At 71.4% G+C, this 15179-nt stretch carries 12 protein-coding genes and 1 tRNA gene; 12 read left to right on the top strand and 1 reads right to left on the bottom strand.

All coding sequences use genetic code 11. From position 1 onward, the window contains the following. Position 1 precedes the first annotated feature (1 nt). Genes fdh through AC0KXF_RS04125 form a run of 4 tightly spaced genes read left to right on the top strand, consistent with a single transcriptional unit; the run spans position 2 to position 5792 of the window. The gene (gene fdh / locus AC0KXF_RS04140; protein ID WP_473107981.1) at positions 2-3322 is read left to right on the top strand and encodes a formate dehydrogenase; all 3321 of its coding nucleotides are present in this window, start codon (positions 2-4) and stop codon (positions 3320-3322) included. After that, complete coding sequence (locus tag AC0KXF_RS04135) at positions 3319-4305, top strand: 4Fe-4S dicluster domain-containing protein (protein ID WP_473107980.1); 987 nt, start codon at positions 3319-3321, stop codon at positions 4303-4305. Before fdh ends, AC0KXF_RS04135 begins: the two co-directional genes overlap by 4 nt. Positions 4306-4333: 28 nt before the next feature. Next, the gene (nrfD, locus tag AC0KXF_RS04130) at positions 4334-5431 is read left to right on the top strand and encodes an NrfD/PsrC family molybdoenzyme membrane anchor subunit (protein WP_473107979.1); all 1098 of its coding nucleotides are present in this window, start codon (positions 4334-4336) and stop codon (positions 5429-5431) included. Between the two features lie 19 nt (positions 5432-5450). Continuing rightward, positions 5451-5792, top strand: a complete 342-nt coding sequence (locus AC0KXF_RS04125; RefSeq protein WP_473107978.1) for a TraR/DksA family transcriptional regulator — start codon at positions 5451-5453, stop codon at positions 5790-5792. 55 nt (positions 5793-5847) lie between these two features. On the opposite strand, the gene selD is transcribed toward AC0KXF_RS04125, so the two are convergent. Further along, entirely contained in the window at positions 5848-6840 is a 993-nt protein-coding gene (gene selD / locus AC0KXF_RS04120; RefSeq protein WP_473107977.1) for a selenide, water dikinase SelD, read from the bottom strand. A gap of 175 nt (positions 6841-7015) precedes the next feature. Here selD and AC0KXF_RS04115 point away from each other — a divergent pair. The 8 genes from AC0KXF_RS04115 (at position 7016) to moaA (ending at position 15156) form a co-directional block, all read left to right on the top strand. Beyond that, positions 7016-7111 (top strand) — tRNA-Sec (locus AC0KXF_RS04115). 92 nt (positions 7112-7203) lie between these two features. Beyond that, positions 7204-8532 carry an L-seryl-tRNA(Sec) selenium transferase gene (selA, locus tag AC0KXF_RS04110; RefSeq protein ID WP_473107976.1) on the top strand — a complete coding sequence of 443 codons (1329 nt, stop codon included), beginning with the start codon at positions 7204-7206 and terminating at the stop codon, positions 8530-8532. A 1-nt stretch (position 8533) separates the two neighbouring features. After that, positions 8534-10360, top strand: a complete 1827-nt coding sequence (gene selB, locus AC0KXF_RS04105; RefSeq protein WP_473108195.1) for a selenocysteine-specific translation elongation factor — start codon at positions 8534-8536, stop codon at positions 10358-10360. Between the two features lie 124 nt (positions 10361-10484). Continuing rightward, entirely contained in the window at positions 10485-10892 is a 408-nt protein-coding gene (locus tag AC0KXF_RS04100) for a TOBE domain-containing protein (RefSeq protein ID WP_473107975.1), read from the top strand. Continuing rightward, positions 10889-11734 carry a molybdate ABC transporter substrate-binding protein gene (gene modA, locus AC0KXF_RS04095; RefSeq protein ID WP_473107974.1) on the top strand — a complete coding sequence of 282 codons (846 nt, stop codon included), beginning with the start codon at positions 10889-10891 and terminating at the stop codon, positions 11732-11734. Before AC0KXF_RS04100 ends, modA begins: the two co-directional genes overlap by 4 nt. 123 nt (positions 11735-11857) lie before the next feature. Next, a complete protein-coding gene (locus AC0KXF_RS04090; RefSeq protein ID WP_473108194.1) occupies positions 11858-12631 on the top strand; it encodes an ABC transporter permease in 774 nt (257 codons plus the stop codon). Between the two features lie 59 nt (positions 12632-12690). Continuing rightward, on the top strand, positions 12691-13812 hold the full coding sequence (locus tag AC0KXF_RS04085; protein ID WP_473107973.1) for an ABC transporter ATP-binding protein: 1122 nt from the start codon (positions 12691-12693) through the stop codon (positions 13810-13812). A gap of 261 nt (positions 13813-14073) precedes the next feature. Beyond that, positions 14074-15156, top strand: a complete 1083-nt coding sequence (moaA, locus tag AC0KXF_RS04080) for a GTP 3',8-cyclase MoaA (protein ID WP_473107972.1) — start codon at positions 14074-14076, stop codon at positions 15154-15156. Positions 15157-15179: the final 23 nt, after the last annotated feature.

The raw sequence follows: 15179 nt of genomic DNA, 5'->3' as shown, positions 1-15179 counted from the left end.
CATGGCGCGTTTCAGCCCGCTCGAGTGGCCGGTGTTCCGGCAATTCGCCTCTCCCGACCGGTTCGGGCGAGGCGACTCGGTCATGTCTCGCAAGACCCGCGAGATCGCGCCGCGCACTTCGACCGCCGACCGCGTCGTGCAGAGCGTCTGCCCCTATTGCGCGGTGGGCTGCGGCCAGAAGGTGTTCGTCAAAGACGAGCGGGTGGTGCAGATCGAGGGCGATCCCGATTCCCCGATCTCGCGCGGCCGGCTGTGCCCCAAGGGCTCGGCGAGCGAGCAGCTCGTCAATTCGGCATCACGGCAGACCGAGATCCTCTACCGCGCCCCGTACGCGACCGAGTGGCAGAAGCTGTCCCTCAGCACCGCGATCGACATGATCGCCGAGCGCTTCATCGAGGCGCGCAAGAAGTGGTGGCAGGATCACGACGAGCACGGCCGCCCGGTACGGCGCACCATGGGTATCGCGGCGCTCGGCGGCGCGACGCTCGACAACGAGGAGAACTACCTCATCAAGAAGTTGTTCACCGCGGCCGGTGCGATCCAGATCGAGAATCAGGCCCGCATCTGACACTCCGCCACGGTTCCCAGTCTGGGAGCCTCGTTCGGCCGAGGCGGCGCGACTCAACCGCTGCAGGACATGGCCAATGCGGATTGCATCGTGATCCAAGGATCCAACATGGCCGAGTGCCACCCCGTCGGATTCCAGTGGGTCTCGGAGGCAAAGGCGCGCGGCGCGAAGATCATCCACGTCGATCCTCGCTTCACGCGCACCTCTGCGGTGGCCGACAAGCACGTCCCGATCCGGGCCGGCTCCGACATCGTGCTGCTCGGCGCGCTCATCAACCATGTCATCGAGAACGACCTGTGGTTCAAGGAGTACGTGCTCGCCTACACGAACGCTGCGACGATCGTGAGCGAGGAGTTCCGCGACACCGAGGATCTCGACGGGCTGTTCTCGGGGTACGACGCCGAGACCGGCACGTACGACCCCTCGAGCTGGGCCTACAAGAAGACCGGCGCGCAGAAGCGGGACGAGGCGAAGGAGGCGGAGGGGGCCGACGAGCTCCAGGAGATGCAGGGATCCGGCCACCAGTACGGCAGCGGCGGACCGGCGGCGGGTGATCGCTACCTCACGGACGAGACGCTGGAAGATCCGCATACGGTGTTCCAGATCCTGAAGCGCCACTACTCGCGCTACACACCCGAGATGGTGCGCGAGGTCTGCGGCATCTCCGAGGAGGACTTCGCCTATCTCGCGCGCACGATCACCGAGAACTCGGGGCGCGATCGCACGACCTGCTTCGCCTATGCCGTCGGCTGGACCCAGCACACCATGGGCGCCCAGTTCATCCGCACCTCGGCGATCCTGCAACTGCTGCTCGGCAACATCGGGCGGCCGGGCGGCGGGATCATGGCGCTGCGCGGCCACGCGAGCATCCAGGGCTCCACCGACATCCCGACGCTGTTCAACCTGCTGCCCGGCTACCTGCCGATGCCGACTTCGACCGCAGAAACCCTGCAGGACTACCTCGCCGGCATCGCCTCGCCCGACCAGAAGGGGTACTGGGCGAACGCCGACGCCTACACGGTCAGCCTGCTGAAGGCGTGGTGGGGCGACGCCGCGCGCGAGGACAACGACTGGGCCTACGAGTATCTGCCGCGCCTCACCGGACCGCACGGCACCTACCAGACGGTCGCGAAGATGCTCGCGGACGAGATCGACGGCTACTTCGTTTTCGGGCAGAACCCGGCCGTGGGTTCGGCGCACGGCCGCATGCAGCGGCTCGGCATGTCGCATCTCAAATGGCTCGTGGTGCGCGATTTTGCGATGATCGAGTCGGCGACCTGGTGGAAGGACGGGCCGGAGATCGAGTCGGGCGAACTCCGCACGGAGGACATCGCGACCGAGGTGTTCTTCATGCCCGCAGCCAATCACGTCGAGAAGTCGGGCACCTTCACCCAGACGCAGCGCATGGTGCAGTGGCGGCACCAGGCGGTACAGCCACCGGGGCAGGCGCAGAGCGAGCTCGACTTCTTCTACGAGCTGGGGGTCAGGATCCGGGAGCGCCTCGCGGGCTCCACGGATCCGCGCGATCGTCCGCTGCTCGACCTCACCTGGGACTACCCGCTCGATGAGCACGGCAACCCCGATCCCGAGGCCGTGCTCGCGGAGATCAACGGGCGCTTCCGCACGGGGGAGCGGGCCGGGCAGCCGCTCTCGTCGTACACCGAGATGCGCGCCGACGGGTCGACCGAGGGCGGATGCTGGATCTACACGGGCGTCTACGCTGACGGGGTGAATCACGCCGCGCTGCGGCCCTCGCGCGACGAGCAGGCGGCGGTGAACCCGGACTGGGGCTGGGTGTGGCCGGCCAACCGGCGGGTGCTCTACAACCGGGCGTCGGCCGACCCCGAGGGCCGCCCGTGGAGCGAGCGCAAGAAGTACGTCTGGTGGGATGAAGCCCAGGAGCGCTGGATCGGCGAGGACGTGCCCGACTTCCCCGCCACTCTCGCGCCCGGCACGCAGCCCGCGCCGGAGGCGGGCGGACCGGAGGCTCTCTCGGGCACCGATGCCTTCATCATGCAGTCCGACGGCAAGGGATGGCTCTACGCGCCGAAGGGCCTCGTCGACGGTCCGCTGCCCGCGCACTACGAGCCGCAGGAGTCGCCCGTCGCGAACCCCGTCTACGGGCAGCAGCGCTCGCCGGCGCGCGTGACCATGGCGCGCGAAGACAACCTCAGTGCGCCGAGCGACGACGAGCGCGGGGCCGGCGTCTACCCCTACATGTTCACTACCTACCGGCTCACGGAACACCACACCGCGGGCGGAATGAGCCGGTGGCTGCCGTACCTCGCGGAGCTGCAGCCCGAGATGTTCTGCGAGGTGTCGCGCGAGCTCGCCGAGGAGTGCGGTCTCGAACCCTACGGCTGGGCGACCATCATCTCGCCGCGCTCCGCGATCGAGGCGAAGGTGCTGGTGACCGACCGGGTGAAGCCGCTGCAGGCGGGCGGGCGCACGGTGCATCAGATCGGCCTGCCCTATCACTGGGGCGTGGGCGGCGATGCGGTGGTGAGCGGCGACTCCGCGAACGATCTGCTGGGTGTCGTGATGGATCCGAACGTGCTGATCCAGGAGTCGAAGGCGGGATCCTGCGCCATCATCCCGGGTCGCCGACCGCGCGGCGAGGAGCTCCTCGAGCTCGTCGAGCGGTACCGGCGGCGCGCCGGGGTGACGATCGACACCGGCATGCGGCACGCCGACGATGCCGGTGGTCGCGAGTACGCTGGGGACGAGCCGCAGCACGATGAGGGGGAGCGATGACCAGACTCACCGAATCCGAGCACGCCGCCCACCACGAGCACGTGCACCCCCGCAAGGGCTTCTTCACCGACACCTCGATCTGCATCGGGTGCAAGGCCTGCGAGGTGGCCTGCAAGGAGTGGAACCGCAACCCGGCCGACTCCGACTGGCAACTCTCCGACTCCTCGTACGACAACTCCGAAGGGTTGGGTGCCGACACCTGGCGCCACGTGGCGTTCATCGAGCAGGGCCAGGAGCGCATCGAGCAGGCCCGCGAGAGCGGCCGCAAGCTCGTGAGCCTCGGCATGCCCACGGTGCGCAAGGATCCAGATGATCTCTCCGGCGTCGACACCACGCCACCGGACACGCCTGATTTCCGCTGGCTCATGTCGTCGGACGTGTGCAAGCACTGCACCAACGCCGGCTGCCTCGACGTCTGCCCCACGGGTGCGCTCTTCCGCACCGAGTTCGGCACCGTCGTGGTGCAGGAGGACATCTGCAACGGCTGCGGCACCTGCGTGGCGGGGTGCCCGTTCGGCGTGATCGAGCGGCGCAGTGACGGGATCGCCGTGCCCAAGACCAACCGCGACTTCGTGCCGGGGGAGCAGGCGCCCACCCGCAACGCCGGTGTCGCCCAGAAGTGCACCCTCTGCTACGACCGTCTCACCGACGACCAGACTCCCGCGTGCGCGCAGGCCTGCCCGACCACGTCGATCAAGTTCGGCAGCCGCGAGGAGCTCGCGAAGATCGCCCGGGCCCGTGTGCGCGAACTGCACAAGCAGGGCCTCACGGAGGCGCGGCTGTACGGCGCGAACGAGCGCGACGGCGTGGGCGGCACGGGATCGATCTTCCTGCTGCTCGACGAGCCCGAGGTGTACGGTCTGCCGCCGGATCCGCAGGTCGCGACGAAGGATCTGCCGCGCATGTACAAGCGGGCCGGGCTCGCCGCGCTCGGCATGATCGGCGCCGTGGCGCTCGCGTTCCTCACCGGAGGGCGCCGATGACCCGCCTCGACTGGAAAGGTGAACGCCGGTGACGCTCTCGGAGTTCGACAGCTACCGTCCGCCCGAGAAACCGCGTCGCTTCGGCGGCAAGCGCCGGCGTCGCGGCGCCGGGCGCGGGGGAGCCGGGGCGACTGACGGCTCGCGCGAGATGTCGATGGTGCCCGAGGCGGAGTTCGCCAGCTACTACGACCGGCCCATCGTGAAGCCGCCGCCGTGGGAGGCGCCGATCGGCATCTACCTGTTCCTGGGGGGAGTCGCCGGCGGATCGTCGCTGCTCGCCGCGGGTGCGCAGTTCAGCGGCAACGAGAAGCTGCGGCGCAACAGCCGGCTCGCCGCGATCGGCGCCGCCGGCGCCGGCGCCGTGGCGCTCATCGCCGACCTGGGCCGACCCGAGCGGTTCCTGAATATGTTCCGCACACTCAAGGTGACCTCACCGATGAGCGTCGGATCGTGGATCCTGGGGGCGTTCAGCGCGGGCGCGGGCGTCGCCGCCGTCGCCGAGGTCGACCGCATGACGAAGCGCAGGCTGCCCCTCGGGCCGCTGCGCAAGCTGCTGAACCTCGCCGAGAAGCCGGCCGGGGTCGCCTCCGCGGTGTTCGCCGCGCCTCTCGCGGCCTACACTGGCGTGCTGCTGTCGAACACGGCGAATCCCACGTGGAACGCGGCGAAGGAAGACCTGTCGTTCGTCTTCGTGAGCTCGGCGAGCCTCGCCGCGGGTGGTCTCGGCATGGTCACCACGCCGGTGGCGGATGCGAAGCCCGCTCGCGTGCTCGCCGTGGCGGGGGCCGCGGCCGAGCTGGCAGCGTCCGAGCTCATGGACCGGCGCATGGATCCGGTCGCCGCCGAGCCGCTGCACCATGGCAGCGCGGGCGCGATGCACAAGTGGAGCAAGCGTCTCGCCGCGATCGGCGGTGCAGGTGCGCTCTTCGCCGGACGCAGTCGTACGGTCGCGGTGGTCTCGGGGGTCGCGCTGCTCGCGGCCTCGGCGCTGACCCGCTTCGCCGTGCTCGAGGCCGGCCTCCACTCGACGAAGGATCCGCGCTACGTGATCGAACCGCAGAAGCGTCGCCTCGAGGCGCGCCGTCGCGCGGGCATCATCGACGACTCGATCACCACCGCCGAGTAGTCGAGACGGAGGGCGGATCGTGGGGCAGAGCGAAGAAGTGCGGGAACAGCTCGTGGCGCTGCGGGAGCAGACGGATGCCAGGGCGGCTCGATTCGAAGCCGAACTCGACGCGCTGACCCGCGCTCGTCGCAGCGAATCGGACGACGACGAGCACGATCCGGAGGGCGTGACGCTCTCCTCCCAGTGGTCGATGCTGGCCGGCCTGCTTGCCTCCGCCCGCGAGGATGCGCGGGCGGCCGAGGCCGCAGTGCAGCGGTTCGACGCGGGGGATTACGGGATCTGCACGGCCTGCGGGCAGCCCATCCCGGAGGGGCAGCTCGAGGCGCGGCCGTTCAGGGAGCGCTGCGTAGCGTGCTCCTGACCTCCTTCCCGCCGGTCGGGCGAGGCGAAGCCGGGTCGAAACCGCGCTGCGAAACCTAGCGAATCGTGATGCCGGATCCCGCGACGATCTCGCCGATCACCGGGTAGCCCGGCACCTCGCCCACGACCAGCAAGCCGCCCGAGGTCTGCGCGTCTGCGAGCAGCACCAGCTCCTCCTCGCTCAGCCCCCGCTCGACGCTCAGATGCGGTCGCACCCAGTCGAGATTGCGGCGCGATCCGCCCGGGATGAAACCCTCGTCCATCGACTGCCGCACGTCCTCGAGCACGGGCACCGCGCCGGAGTCGAGCACGGCGCCGACGCCCGAGGCGCGGCACATCTTGTACAGGTGCCCGAGCAGGCCGAAACCGGTGACGTCCGTCGCGGCCCGCGCGCCCGCTGTGACCGCGGCGATCGAGGCGTCGCGGTTCAGTTGCACCATCTGCGCGATCGCGTGCTCGAAGACCTCGCCGGTGCGCTTGTGCCGGTTGTTCAGCACACCCACGCCGATGGGCTTGGTCAGCGTGAGCGGCAGGCCCGGCTCGGCTGCGTCATTGCGCATGAGCTGCGCGGGATCGGCCACCCCGGTGACCGCCATGCCGTACTTGGGTTCGGGGTCGTCGATCGAGTGGCCGCCCGTGACGGGGCAGTTCGCCTCCGCGGCGACGTCTAAGCCGCCGCGCAGCACCTCGGTGAGCAGTTCCAGCGGCAGCACCTCGCGGGGCCACCCGACGAGGTTGATCGCGGTGATGGGGGTGCCGCCCATCGCGTAGATATCCGAGAGCGCGTTGGCGGCGGCGATGCGGCCCCAGTCGTAGGCGTCGTCGACCACGGGCGTGAAGAAGTCCGCGGTCGAGAGCACGGCGAGGTCGTCGCGCACGAGCACCGCTGCCGCATCGTCGCCGTCGTCGAGCCCCACGAGCACGTTCCCGGCGGCCTGCCCGACGAGCCCGCGCACCGCGTCCTCGAGCTCGCCCGGCGGGATCTTGCAGGCGCAGCCGCCTCCGTGCGCGTAGCCGGTCAGTCGTGCGGGATCCAACTCGGGTGCCATGCCCCGAGACTACCGGCTGCGTCTCTCCGAGCGCGGCCCGTACTTCGGATCTCTCTCTTAATTCGGATGAAACCGCGGCAATCCATCCGAAACAACGGCAAGGTCCGAAATACGGATCACGATCGGGCAGGAGCGAGGCCCGACGGCGGAGAACGAGGAGTGTAGGCTCGTCGGTGGAGGCGTCAGGGTTCCTGGTGGGCCCCCCGGTCTTCAAAACCGGTGAGGCCGAGTATCTCGGTCTGGCGGGTTCGATTCCCGTCCGCCTCCGCCATATGCCGATCGAAGAATATCGAGCTTCCGTCGCGGGCGCATCGTTGCGAGGGCGCTCGTCGGCGCGGGTTCGACGGGCTGTGAGGGGAGCCGATGAGCGACGAGGATCATCGCAGGCGCATCCCCCGAACCGACCGGCTGCTGGCTCTGCCGGCGGCACAAGAGGCGCGGGAGCGGATCGGTGACGCCGCAGTGCGACGCATCATCGACGCGCGGCAGTGCGCGGCGCGCGAGGGACGACTGCCGGCGGAGCGGGTCGAGGCGGAGGTCGAGCAAGCGCTGCGGGCCGAGCATCCGACCTCTCTGACGCCGGTGCTCAATGCGACCGGGGTGATCGTGCACACCAACCTCGGACGGGCGCCGCTCGCGCGGAGCGCGCGCGAGGCGGTGCTGGGCGCGGCGGGCTACGTCGATGTCGAGATGGATCTCGCGACCGGCAAGCGCAGCGCGCGCGGGGCCGGAGCACGCGAGGCGCTGCTGCAGGCCTGCCCGGATGCCGAGGACGCACTGATCGTCAACAACGGTGCAGCCGCGCTGCTGCTCGCCGTCACGGCTGTGGCCGGAACGGGCGAGATGATCGTGAGCCGCGGTGAGCTCGTCGAGATCGGCGCGGGCTTCCGCCTGCCCGACCTGCTCGTCACCACGGGGGCTCGTCTGCGCGAGGTCGGCACGACGAACCGCACCCACCTCGACGACTACGCGCAGGCGCTCGGTCCTGAGACCGGGTGCCTGCTGAAGATCCACCCCAGCAACTTCCGGGTGCAGGGCTTCACCGCGGGGGTCGAAACGTCGGCGCTGCGTCCCCTGGCCGACGAGCACGGGCTGTCGCTCATCGTCGATCTCGGCAGCGGACTGCTGAGCCCCGACCCCGCGCTGCCGGACGAACCCGACATCGCGAGCGCCCTGCGCGCGGGCGCCGACGTGGTGATCGCGAGCGGCGACAAACTGCTCGGCGGTCCTCAGGCGGGCCTGCTGCTGGGACGGAGCGCCGCGATCCGGCGCATCGCCGCGCATCCGCTCGCCCGCGCGATGCGCAGCGACAAGCTCACGCTCGCGGCCATCGAGGCGACGCTCAGGATCGCGGAAACCCCGGTGTCGGCGGCGCTGCACGCCGATCCGGGGCGCCTCCGGGAGCGGACCCTGATGCTCGCGGAGCGGGTGGGAGCCGAGGTCGTGCCCCACGATGGACGCGTGGGCGGCGGGGGCGCCCCCGGGGTGCCGCTGCCGGGGTGGGCGGTCGAGCTTCCCGAGTCGGCCTCGGAGCGATTGCGTGCCGGCGAACCCGCGGTCGTCGCCCGGGTGCATCGGGGCCGCTGCCTCGTCGACCTGCGCTGCGTGGCGGAGGAAGACGATGAGCGGCTGGGAGCGGCGGTGCTCGCAGCGATGCGCGATCCCGAACCCCGTCGGCTCGGGCCCCGCTGACATGTACGTCGTCGCCACCGCCGGCCACGTCGATCACGGCAAATCGACGCTCGTGCGCGCGCTCACCGGCATGGAGCCCGACCGTCTCGCCGAGGAGCGGCGGCGCGGGCTGACGATCGACCTCGGCTTCGCGTGGACGCAGCTGCCCTCGGGGCGCGAGGTCGCCTTCGTCGATGTACCGGGGCACGAGCGCTTCCTCGCGAACATGCTCGCGGGCGTGGGGCCCGCCCCGGTCGTGTGCTTCGTCGTCGCCGCCGACAAGGGCTGGCAGGAGCAGTCGTCGGATCATCGCGACGCGATAGCGGCCCTCGGTATCGAGCACGGCATCGTGGTGATCACGCGGGCGGATCGGGCCCCGGATCGGGTCTCGGACACGATCGAGCAGACCCGGAGCGCCCTGGTCGGCACCCCGCTCGAGCACGCGCCCCTGGTGGTCTCGGCGCTGCCGGCCGATGAGTCGGCGGCCACGGCCGGGCTGGGAGAGTTCGTCGCACGGCTCGACGAGGTGCTCGCCGCTGCTCCCGCCCCCGAGGCCGCCGCGCGCGTGCGATTGTGGATCGACCGCTCGTTCACGATCAGGGGCGCCGGCACGGTGGTGACGGGCAGCCTCACCGCGGGCACGCTGCACCAGGGGGACCGCCTGCAGCTGGTCGGCGAGAGCGGGGCGCGGGCGACGGCCGTGCGCGGGCTCCACAGTCGGAACGCCGCCGCGACCTCAGTGACGCCGCACGCCCGCGTGGCGGTGAACCTGCGCGACATCGCCGCCGACAGCGCGCACCGCGGAGATGCGCTCGTGACACCCGGCGCCTGGCCGATCGTCGACGTGATCGACGTGCGGCGCACGACGGGGTCGGGCTTCTCCGACGCGCCCCAGCAGCTGGTGATGCACATCGGCACGGCCGCGGTGCAGGCGCGCCTGCGGCCGCTCGGCGACGACCACGCGCGGCTCGCCCTCGCGCGGCCGCTGCCCCTGCAGCTCGGCGACCGTCTCGTGCTGCGCAGCCCGGGCAGCCGCTTCGTCTTCGCGGGAGCGCTGGTGCTCGACGCCGACCCGCCGGCCCTCACGAGGCGCGGCGACGGAGCGCGGAGGGCGGCTGCGCTCGCCGCACGGTCGGAGACGGGAGACGCCGCGGTCGAAGTGGAGCGCCGCGGCGCGATGCCGGTCGCGCGTTTGCGCTGGCTGGGGCTGCGCGGACTCGATGCGGTGCCCGAGGGGATCGCCGCGGTGGGGCGCGACGGGGGGTGGTGGGTGCATCCGCCCGCACTGGACCGTTGGGCGCGCCGGTTGCGCGAGGCGGTGGCCGAGAAGCTTCGTGCGGATCCGATCTCGCCGGGCCTCGCAGAGGGCGCGGCGGCCGACGCGCTGCTGCGCGCCGAGCCGCCGCTGCCGGATGCCTCGCTGCTGCCGCTCGTGGTGCGCCGTGCGGGGCTCGAATCTCGCTCGGGAGCACTGAGACCGCCGGGGGCCGGCGTGGATCTCGGGGCGGCCGAGACCGGGGTCGCGCGGCTCGAGCGGCGTCTTCGCGAGCACCCCTTCGCGGCCCCGGAGGCCGACGAACTCTCGGCGCTGCGACTCGGTGCTCGGGAGCTGGCGGCGGCCGAGCGCGCAGGCCGCCTGCTGCGGCTCGGCGGTGGGATCGTGCTGCTGCCCGCGGCGCCGGCCGAGGCGATGCGTCGCCTCTCGTCGCTGGAGCAGCCGTTCACCACGAGCGAGGCCCGGCGCGCGCTCGACACCACGCGCCGAGTGGTGATCCCGCTGCTCGAGCACCTCGACGCGCGGGGATGGACGCGGCGCATCGACGGAGTGCAGAGGACGGTCGTCCGTTAGGGCGAGCGAGCGCGGATCGCCCGGGTTTGGGAGCTGGCGCGCGTGCGGTTCGGCGGCTCCATGATCGGCGCATGAGCGGTGAGGATCGGCGATCCGCGCCGCGCGTGCGTGTAGGATCGGTCGCATGACGCGCTACCGGGTTCGCGAGGCCGCGCAGCTGATCGGGGTCAGCGATGACACGATCCGCCGCTGGGTGACGCAGGGACTGCTCGACGCCGACACCGATGAGGCGGGCCTGCAGGTGATCGAGGGCGTCTCCCTGGCTGAGCGTGCGAAGCAGCTGGCACCCGAGGCCGATGACGCGGAGCCCGTGCTGCGCAGCGCCCGCAACCGCTTCACGGGCATCGTCACCCGGGTCGAGGCGGACGGCGTGGTCGCGGTGGTCGAGGCGCAGTGCGGTCCGCACCGGCTCGTGTCGATCATGACGAGGGAGGCCGTCGAGGAACTCGGCCTCGATGTCGGTTCGCGAGCGACGGCGATCGTCAAAGCCACGAACGTGATCATCGAGACTCCCCGGAGGGATGCCGGATGAAGGCGAACGCTCCCGCGCACGCGCTGCGGTTCGGCGCGCTGCTGCTCGCATCGGGTCTCGCTGCGGCGCTCGCCGGGTGCGGGGCGAGCGCGGATCCGGATCCCCATCCCGATCTCCGCGGATCTCAGGAAACCGAACCGGCAGCCTCGGAGGTCAGCGGCGGCCTCACGGTGTACGCCGCGGCGTCGCTCGAGCCGGCGTTCGAGGAGGTCGGCGGCTGGTTCGTCGAGGAGCACCCCGGGGTCTCGCTCGAGTTCTCGTACGACGGCTCCTCGATGCTCGCGACGCAGATCCTCAGCGGCGCTCCGGCGGACGTCTTCGCCTCGGCCGACGCCCCGAACATGGAGAAGATCACGGCCGAGGGCCTGGGCGACGGCGAACCCATCGGCTTCGCCACGAGCGAGCTTGCGATCGCGGTGGCCCCGGGCAACCCGCTGGGCATCGAGTCGCTCGCCGACCTCGCGGGATCGGGCGGTGATGCCCCGGTGACGGTGCTCTGCGCGGCCGAGGTGCCGTGCGGCAACGCAGCGCACGCGCTGCTCGAGCGCGACGGGGGCGAACTCGATCCCGCGAGCGAGGAGCAGAACGTCACCGCCGTGCTCACCAAGGTGCGTGAGAGGGAGGCCGATGCCGGGCTCGTCTACCGCTCCGACGTGCTGCGCGCTCAGGGCGAGGTCGAGGGCGTCGAGATCGAGCACGCCTCGGACGCCGCGGGCGACTACCTGGTCGTGCCCATGGCCGGATCCGACGCCCCCGATACCGCCGCAGCCTTCGCCGAGTTCCTCCGCTCCGAGCGTCCGCAGCGGCTACTCGCCGACCTGGGCTTCGGGCCCGCCCGCTGAGCCGTGCCCGACGCGAAGCCCTACCTGATCCGGAACCGGAGCTCGCGCTCGTCCCGGAGACGCGGAGCGCCGCGGTCGGGGCGGAGGCGGCAGACGCAGCGGGTGCGGCTCCCCGCCGGTGTGATGCTTCCGGCCGCGATCGGTGCGGCGGTGCTGCTGCTTCCGCTCGGAGCTCTGCTGCTGCGCATCGACTGGGCGACCGTCCCGGCGACGCTCGCCGCCCCCGCCACGCGCGAGGCGCTCGGGCTCTCGCTCGGCACTGCGGCGGTCGCGACGGGGCTCTGCTTTCTGCTCGGCGTGCCCCTCGCGCTCGTGATCGCGCGCACCGAGGGCGCACTCGCGGCGGTGCTGCGCGCCTGCGTCACGTTGCCGCTCGTGCTGCCCCCGCTCGTGGGCGGACTCGCGCTGCTGAGCCTGCTCGGGCGCGGCGGGCTGCTCGGGGACTGGCTGTTCGGGCTCGGGATCCGCCTCCCTTTCACGACCGCCGCCGTGGTCGTCGCACAGACCTTCGTCGCGCTGCCTTTTCTCGTGATCTCGGTGGAGGGGGCGTTGCGGGGGCGCGGGAGCAGCTACGAGCGCGTGGCCGAGAGCCTCGGAGCGCGCCCATGGACCGTGCTGCGCCGCGTGACTCTGCCGCTGCTCGCCCCCAGTCTCATCGCGGGAGGCATCCTCTGCTTCACCCGCGCGCTGGGGGAGTTCGGCGCGACCGCTCTCTTCGCGGGGAACGCTGCGGGCAGCACCCGCACCGTGCCGCTCGCGATCTACACCGCGTTCAACGGCGCCGGCGTCACCCAGGATACGGCGCTGACTCTTTCGCTGCTGCTGGTGCTGGTCGCCGTCGTCGCCCTGCTGTGCATGCGTTCGCGGGACGCTCGGAGCGCGCGGGGTGCGCTGTGAGCGGCGCGGGGCGCGACGGGGCCCGCGCCGCTGTTCCGAGGGAGCTGCGGTGCACGGTGGTGGTCGCTCGGGGAAACTTCCTCCTGGACCTCTCGCTCGAGGTCGCGCCGGGGGAGATCCTCGGGGTGATCGGTCCGAACGGTGCGGGCAAATCGACGCTGCTCGGCGCCATCGCGGGAACGCTGCCGCTCAGCAGCGGTCGCATCGAGCTCGGCGGGCGCTTCCTGAGCCGCAGCGAGGAGGGCGCGGTCGAGGTGTTCCTGCCGCGATCCTCGAGGCGGGTGGGACACCTCGATCAGCGGGCCAGACTCTTCCCGCACCTCGACGCCGCCGCGAACATCGCGTTCGGGCCGCGCTCTCAGCGGATATCGCGGTCGCGGGCGGCGAGCCTCTCCCGCGAGTGGCTCGAGCGGGTGGGCCTCGGACGCCGCGGCGACGCGCGAGAGTCGGAGCTCTCGGGCGGCCAGCAGCAACGGGTGGCCATCGCTCGCACGCTCGCGGCCGATCCGGATCTGCTGCTGCTCGACGAGCCCTTCGCTGCGCTCGACGTCGCGAGTGCGCAGCAACTGCGCAGCCTCGTCGCATCCGAGATCCGCCGGCTCGGGGTGCCCGCACTGCTCGTCACCCACGACCCGGTCGACCTCATCGCATTGGCCGACCGGGTGATGGTGATCGAGGAGGGAAGGATCAGGCAGCTCGGCTCGGCCGCCCAGGTGCTCGCGGCGCCCGCGACCGACTTCGCGGCGGAGTTCTCGGGGCGGGTGCTGCTCCGGGGCATCGCGGCGGAGGACGGCTCGCTGCGGCTGAGCGGTGGGCCCGTCGAGGGGATCCGCGGATCCGGTTCCCTGCCCGCCCCCGGTCGTCCGGCGGTGGCGAGTTTCGACCCCGTCGCCGTGCGGGTGAGCCCGATCACCGATCGGGGCCAGGGCCCCGGCCCCGGGCCCGATGTCTTCCCGGCCTCGTCGCACGGGCCCGGCGATGGGGTCGGTGCGACCTGGGACGGCACTGTATCCGCACTCGCTGCGAGCCGCACCGGCGTGCGCCTCGAGTTCGAGGAGTGGCCCGGGTTCGTCGCGGAGGTACCGGTGAGCCGCGCGCTCGACCCGGAGATCGCTCCAGGAGCTCGGGTGCGCATCGAGTTGAGCGCCGCCGAGGTGCGGTTCGCGGTTCCGGCCTCGTGAGCCGCTCCTGCCCCCTTCGACGGACTCAGGGACGGTGGATCCTCATCGAGATACGGATTTCGCACGCCGGACCGCGATCCTGCGTGCGTGCGAGTCGGCCTCAAAGTATCGAGCCGGGCTGCAATTCACGCGAATTGCAGCCCGGCTCGATAGGAATGGACCGTCTCGATTGTTCCGGGGGACCGGATCATCACCGGAGCACAGGACACGGACGCGACCGCGAGACTCGATGCTAGGGTGAGTGCCGAAGTGAGGATTGCGATGCGATCGGATGAGCGGGAAACGGGAACCGTGCCCGGGGTGCGTCGACTCCCCTCGACCGGCCTTTCGGACGCCCGGGGCAGGCCTCTGCGCGATCTGCGCATCTCGGTGACCGACCGCTGCAACTTCCGCTGCGTCTACTGCATGCCCAAGGAGATCTTCGGGCGCGACTACCAGTTTCTCGACCGCTCCGAGATCCTGAGCTTCGAGGAGATCGAGCGGCTGGCGCGCATCGGAGCGTCCCTCGGCGTCGTCAAGCTGCGGATCACCGGCGGCGAACCGCTGCTGCGGCGCGGTATCGAGGATCTCATCGCGCGACTCGCCGCGATCCGGTCTCCCGACGGGCGGCCGCTCGACCTGGCCCTGACGACGAACGGATCAGCGCTGCCGATGAAAGCCGAGGCGCTGCGAGCGGCCGGGCTGCGCCGAGTGACCGTGTCGCTCGACTCCCTCGACGACGCGCGGTTCCGCGCGGTCAACGATGTGCGCTTCCCCGTGCAGCGCGTGCTCGACGGCATCGACGCTGCGAACGCGGCAGGGCTCTCGCCCGTGAAGATCAACACCGTGCTCAAGCGGGGGGTGAACGACGACGAGATCCTGCCCCTCGCCGAGCGCTTCCGCGGCACCGGCCACCCACTGCGGTTCATCGAGTACATGGACGTGGGTTCCTCGAACGGTTGGCGCCTCGACGACGTGGTGCCCTCGACCGAGGTGGTGCGTCGCATCGATGAGGTCCACCCGCTCGAACCGGTGGCTCCAGCCGCGCCCGGTGAGACGGCGAAGCGTTGGCGGTATCGCGACGGCGCAGGTGAGATCGGAGTGATCTCGAGCGTCACGGGGGCGTTCTGCGGCGACTGCTCGCGCGCCCGCGTGTCGGCCGAGGGAAGGCTCTTCACCTGCCTCTTCGCGTCGAGCGGTTTCGACCTGCGAGCGCTACTGCGCTCGGGCGCATCCGATGCCGAGGTGGGGCGGGCGCTGTCGGGGCTGTGGGAGCGGCGGGACGACCGGTACTCGGAGCTGCGCGGTCTGAGCACCCCGGCGGAGGCCCCGGCCCGTATCGAGATGTCGTACATCGGGGGTTGATGCCTCGGTCCGCGCACCGGCTC

It is taken from the genome of Leucobacter holotrichiae (genome assembly GCF_055791005.1).
The sequence above is the reverse complement of the archived record's forward strand: the minus strand, read 5'-3'. Positions and strand labels throughout refer to the sequence as shown.

Coding starts and splice junctions, on each gene's coding strand:
- moaA (WP_473107972.1), top strand. CDS start 14,074: ATGCGATCGGATGAGCGGGAAACGGGAACCGTGCCCGGGGTGCGTCGA.
- selD (WP_473107977.1), bottom strand. CDS start 6,840: ATGGCACCCGAGTTGGATCCCGCACGACTGACCGGCTACGCGCACGGA.
- modA (WP_473107974.1), top strand. CDS start 10,889: ATGAAGGCGAACGCTCCCGCGCACGCGCTGCGGTTCGGCGCGCTGCTG.
- AC0KXF_RS04135 (WP_473107980.1), top strand. CDS start 3,319: ATGACCAGACTCACCGAATCCGAGCACGCCGCCCACCACGAGCACGTG.
- selB (WP_473108195.1), top strand. CDS start 8,534: ATGTACGTCGTCGCCACCGCCGGCCACGTCGATCACGGCAAATCGACG.
- AC0KXF_RS04100 (WP_473107975.1), top strand. CDS start 10,485: ATGACGCGCTACCGGGTTCGCGAGGCCGCGCAGCTGATCGGGGTCAGC.
- selA (WP_473107976.1), top strand. CDS start 7,204: ATGAGCGACGAGGATCATCGCAGGCGCATCCCCCGAACCGACCGGCTG.
- AC0KXF_RS04090 (WP_473108194.1), top strand. CDS start 11,858: ATGCTTCCGGCCGCGATCGGTGCGGCGGTGCTGCTGCTTCCGCTCGGA.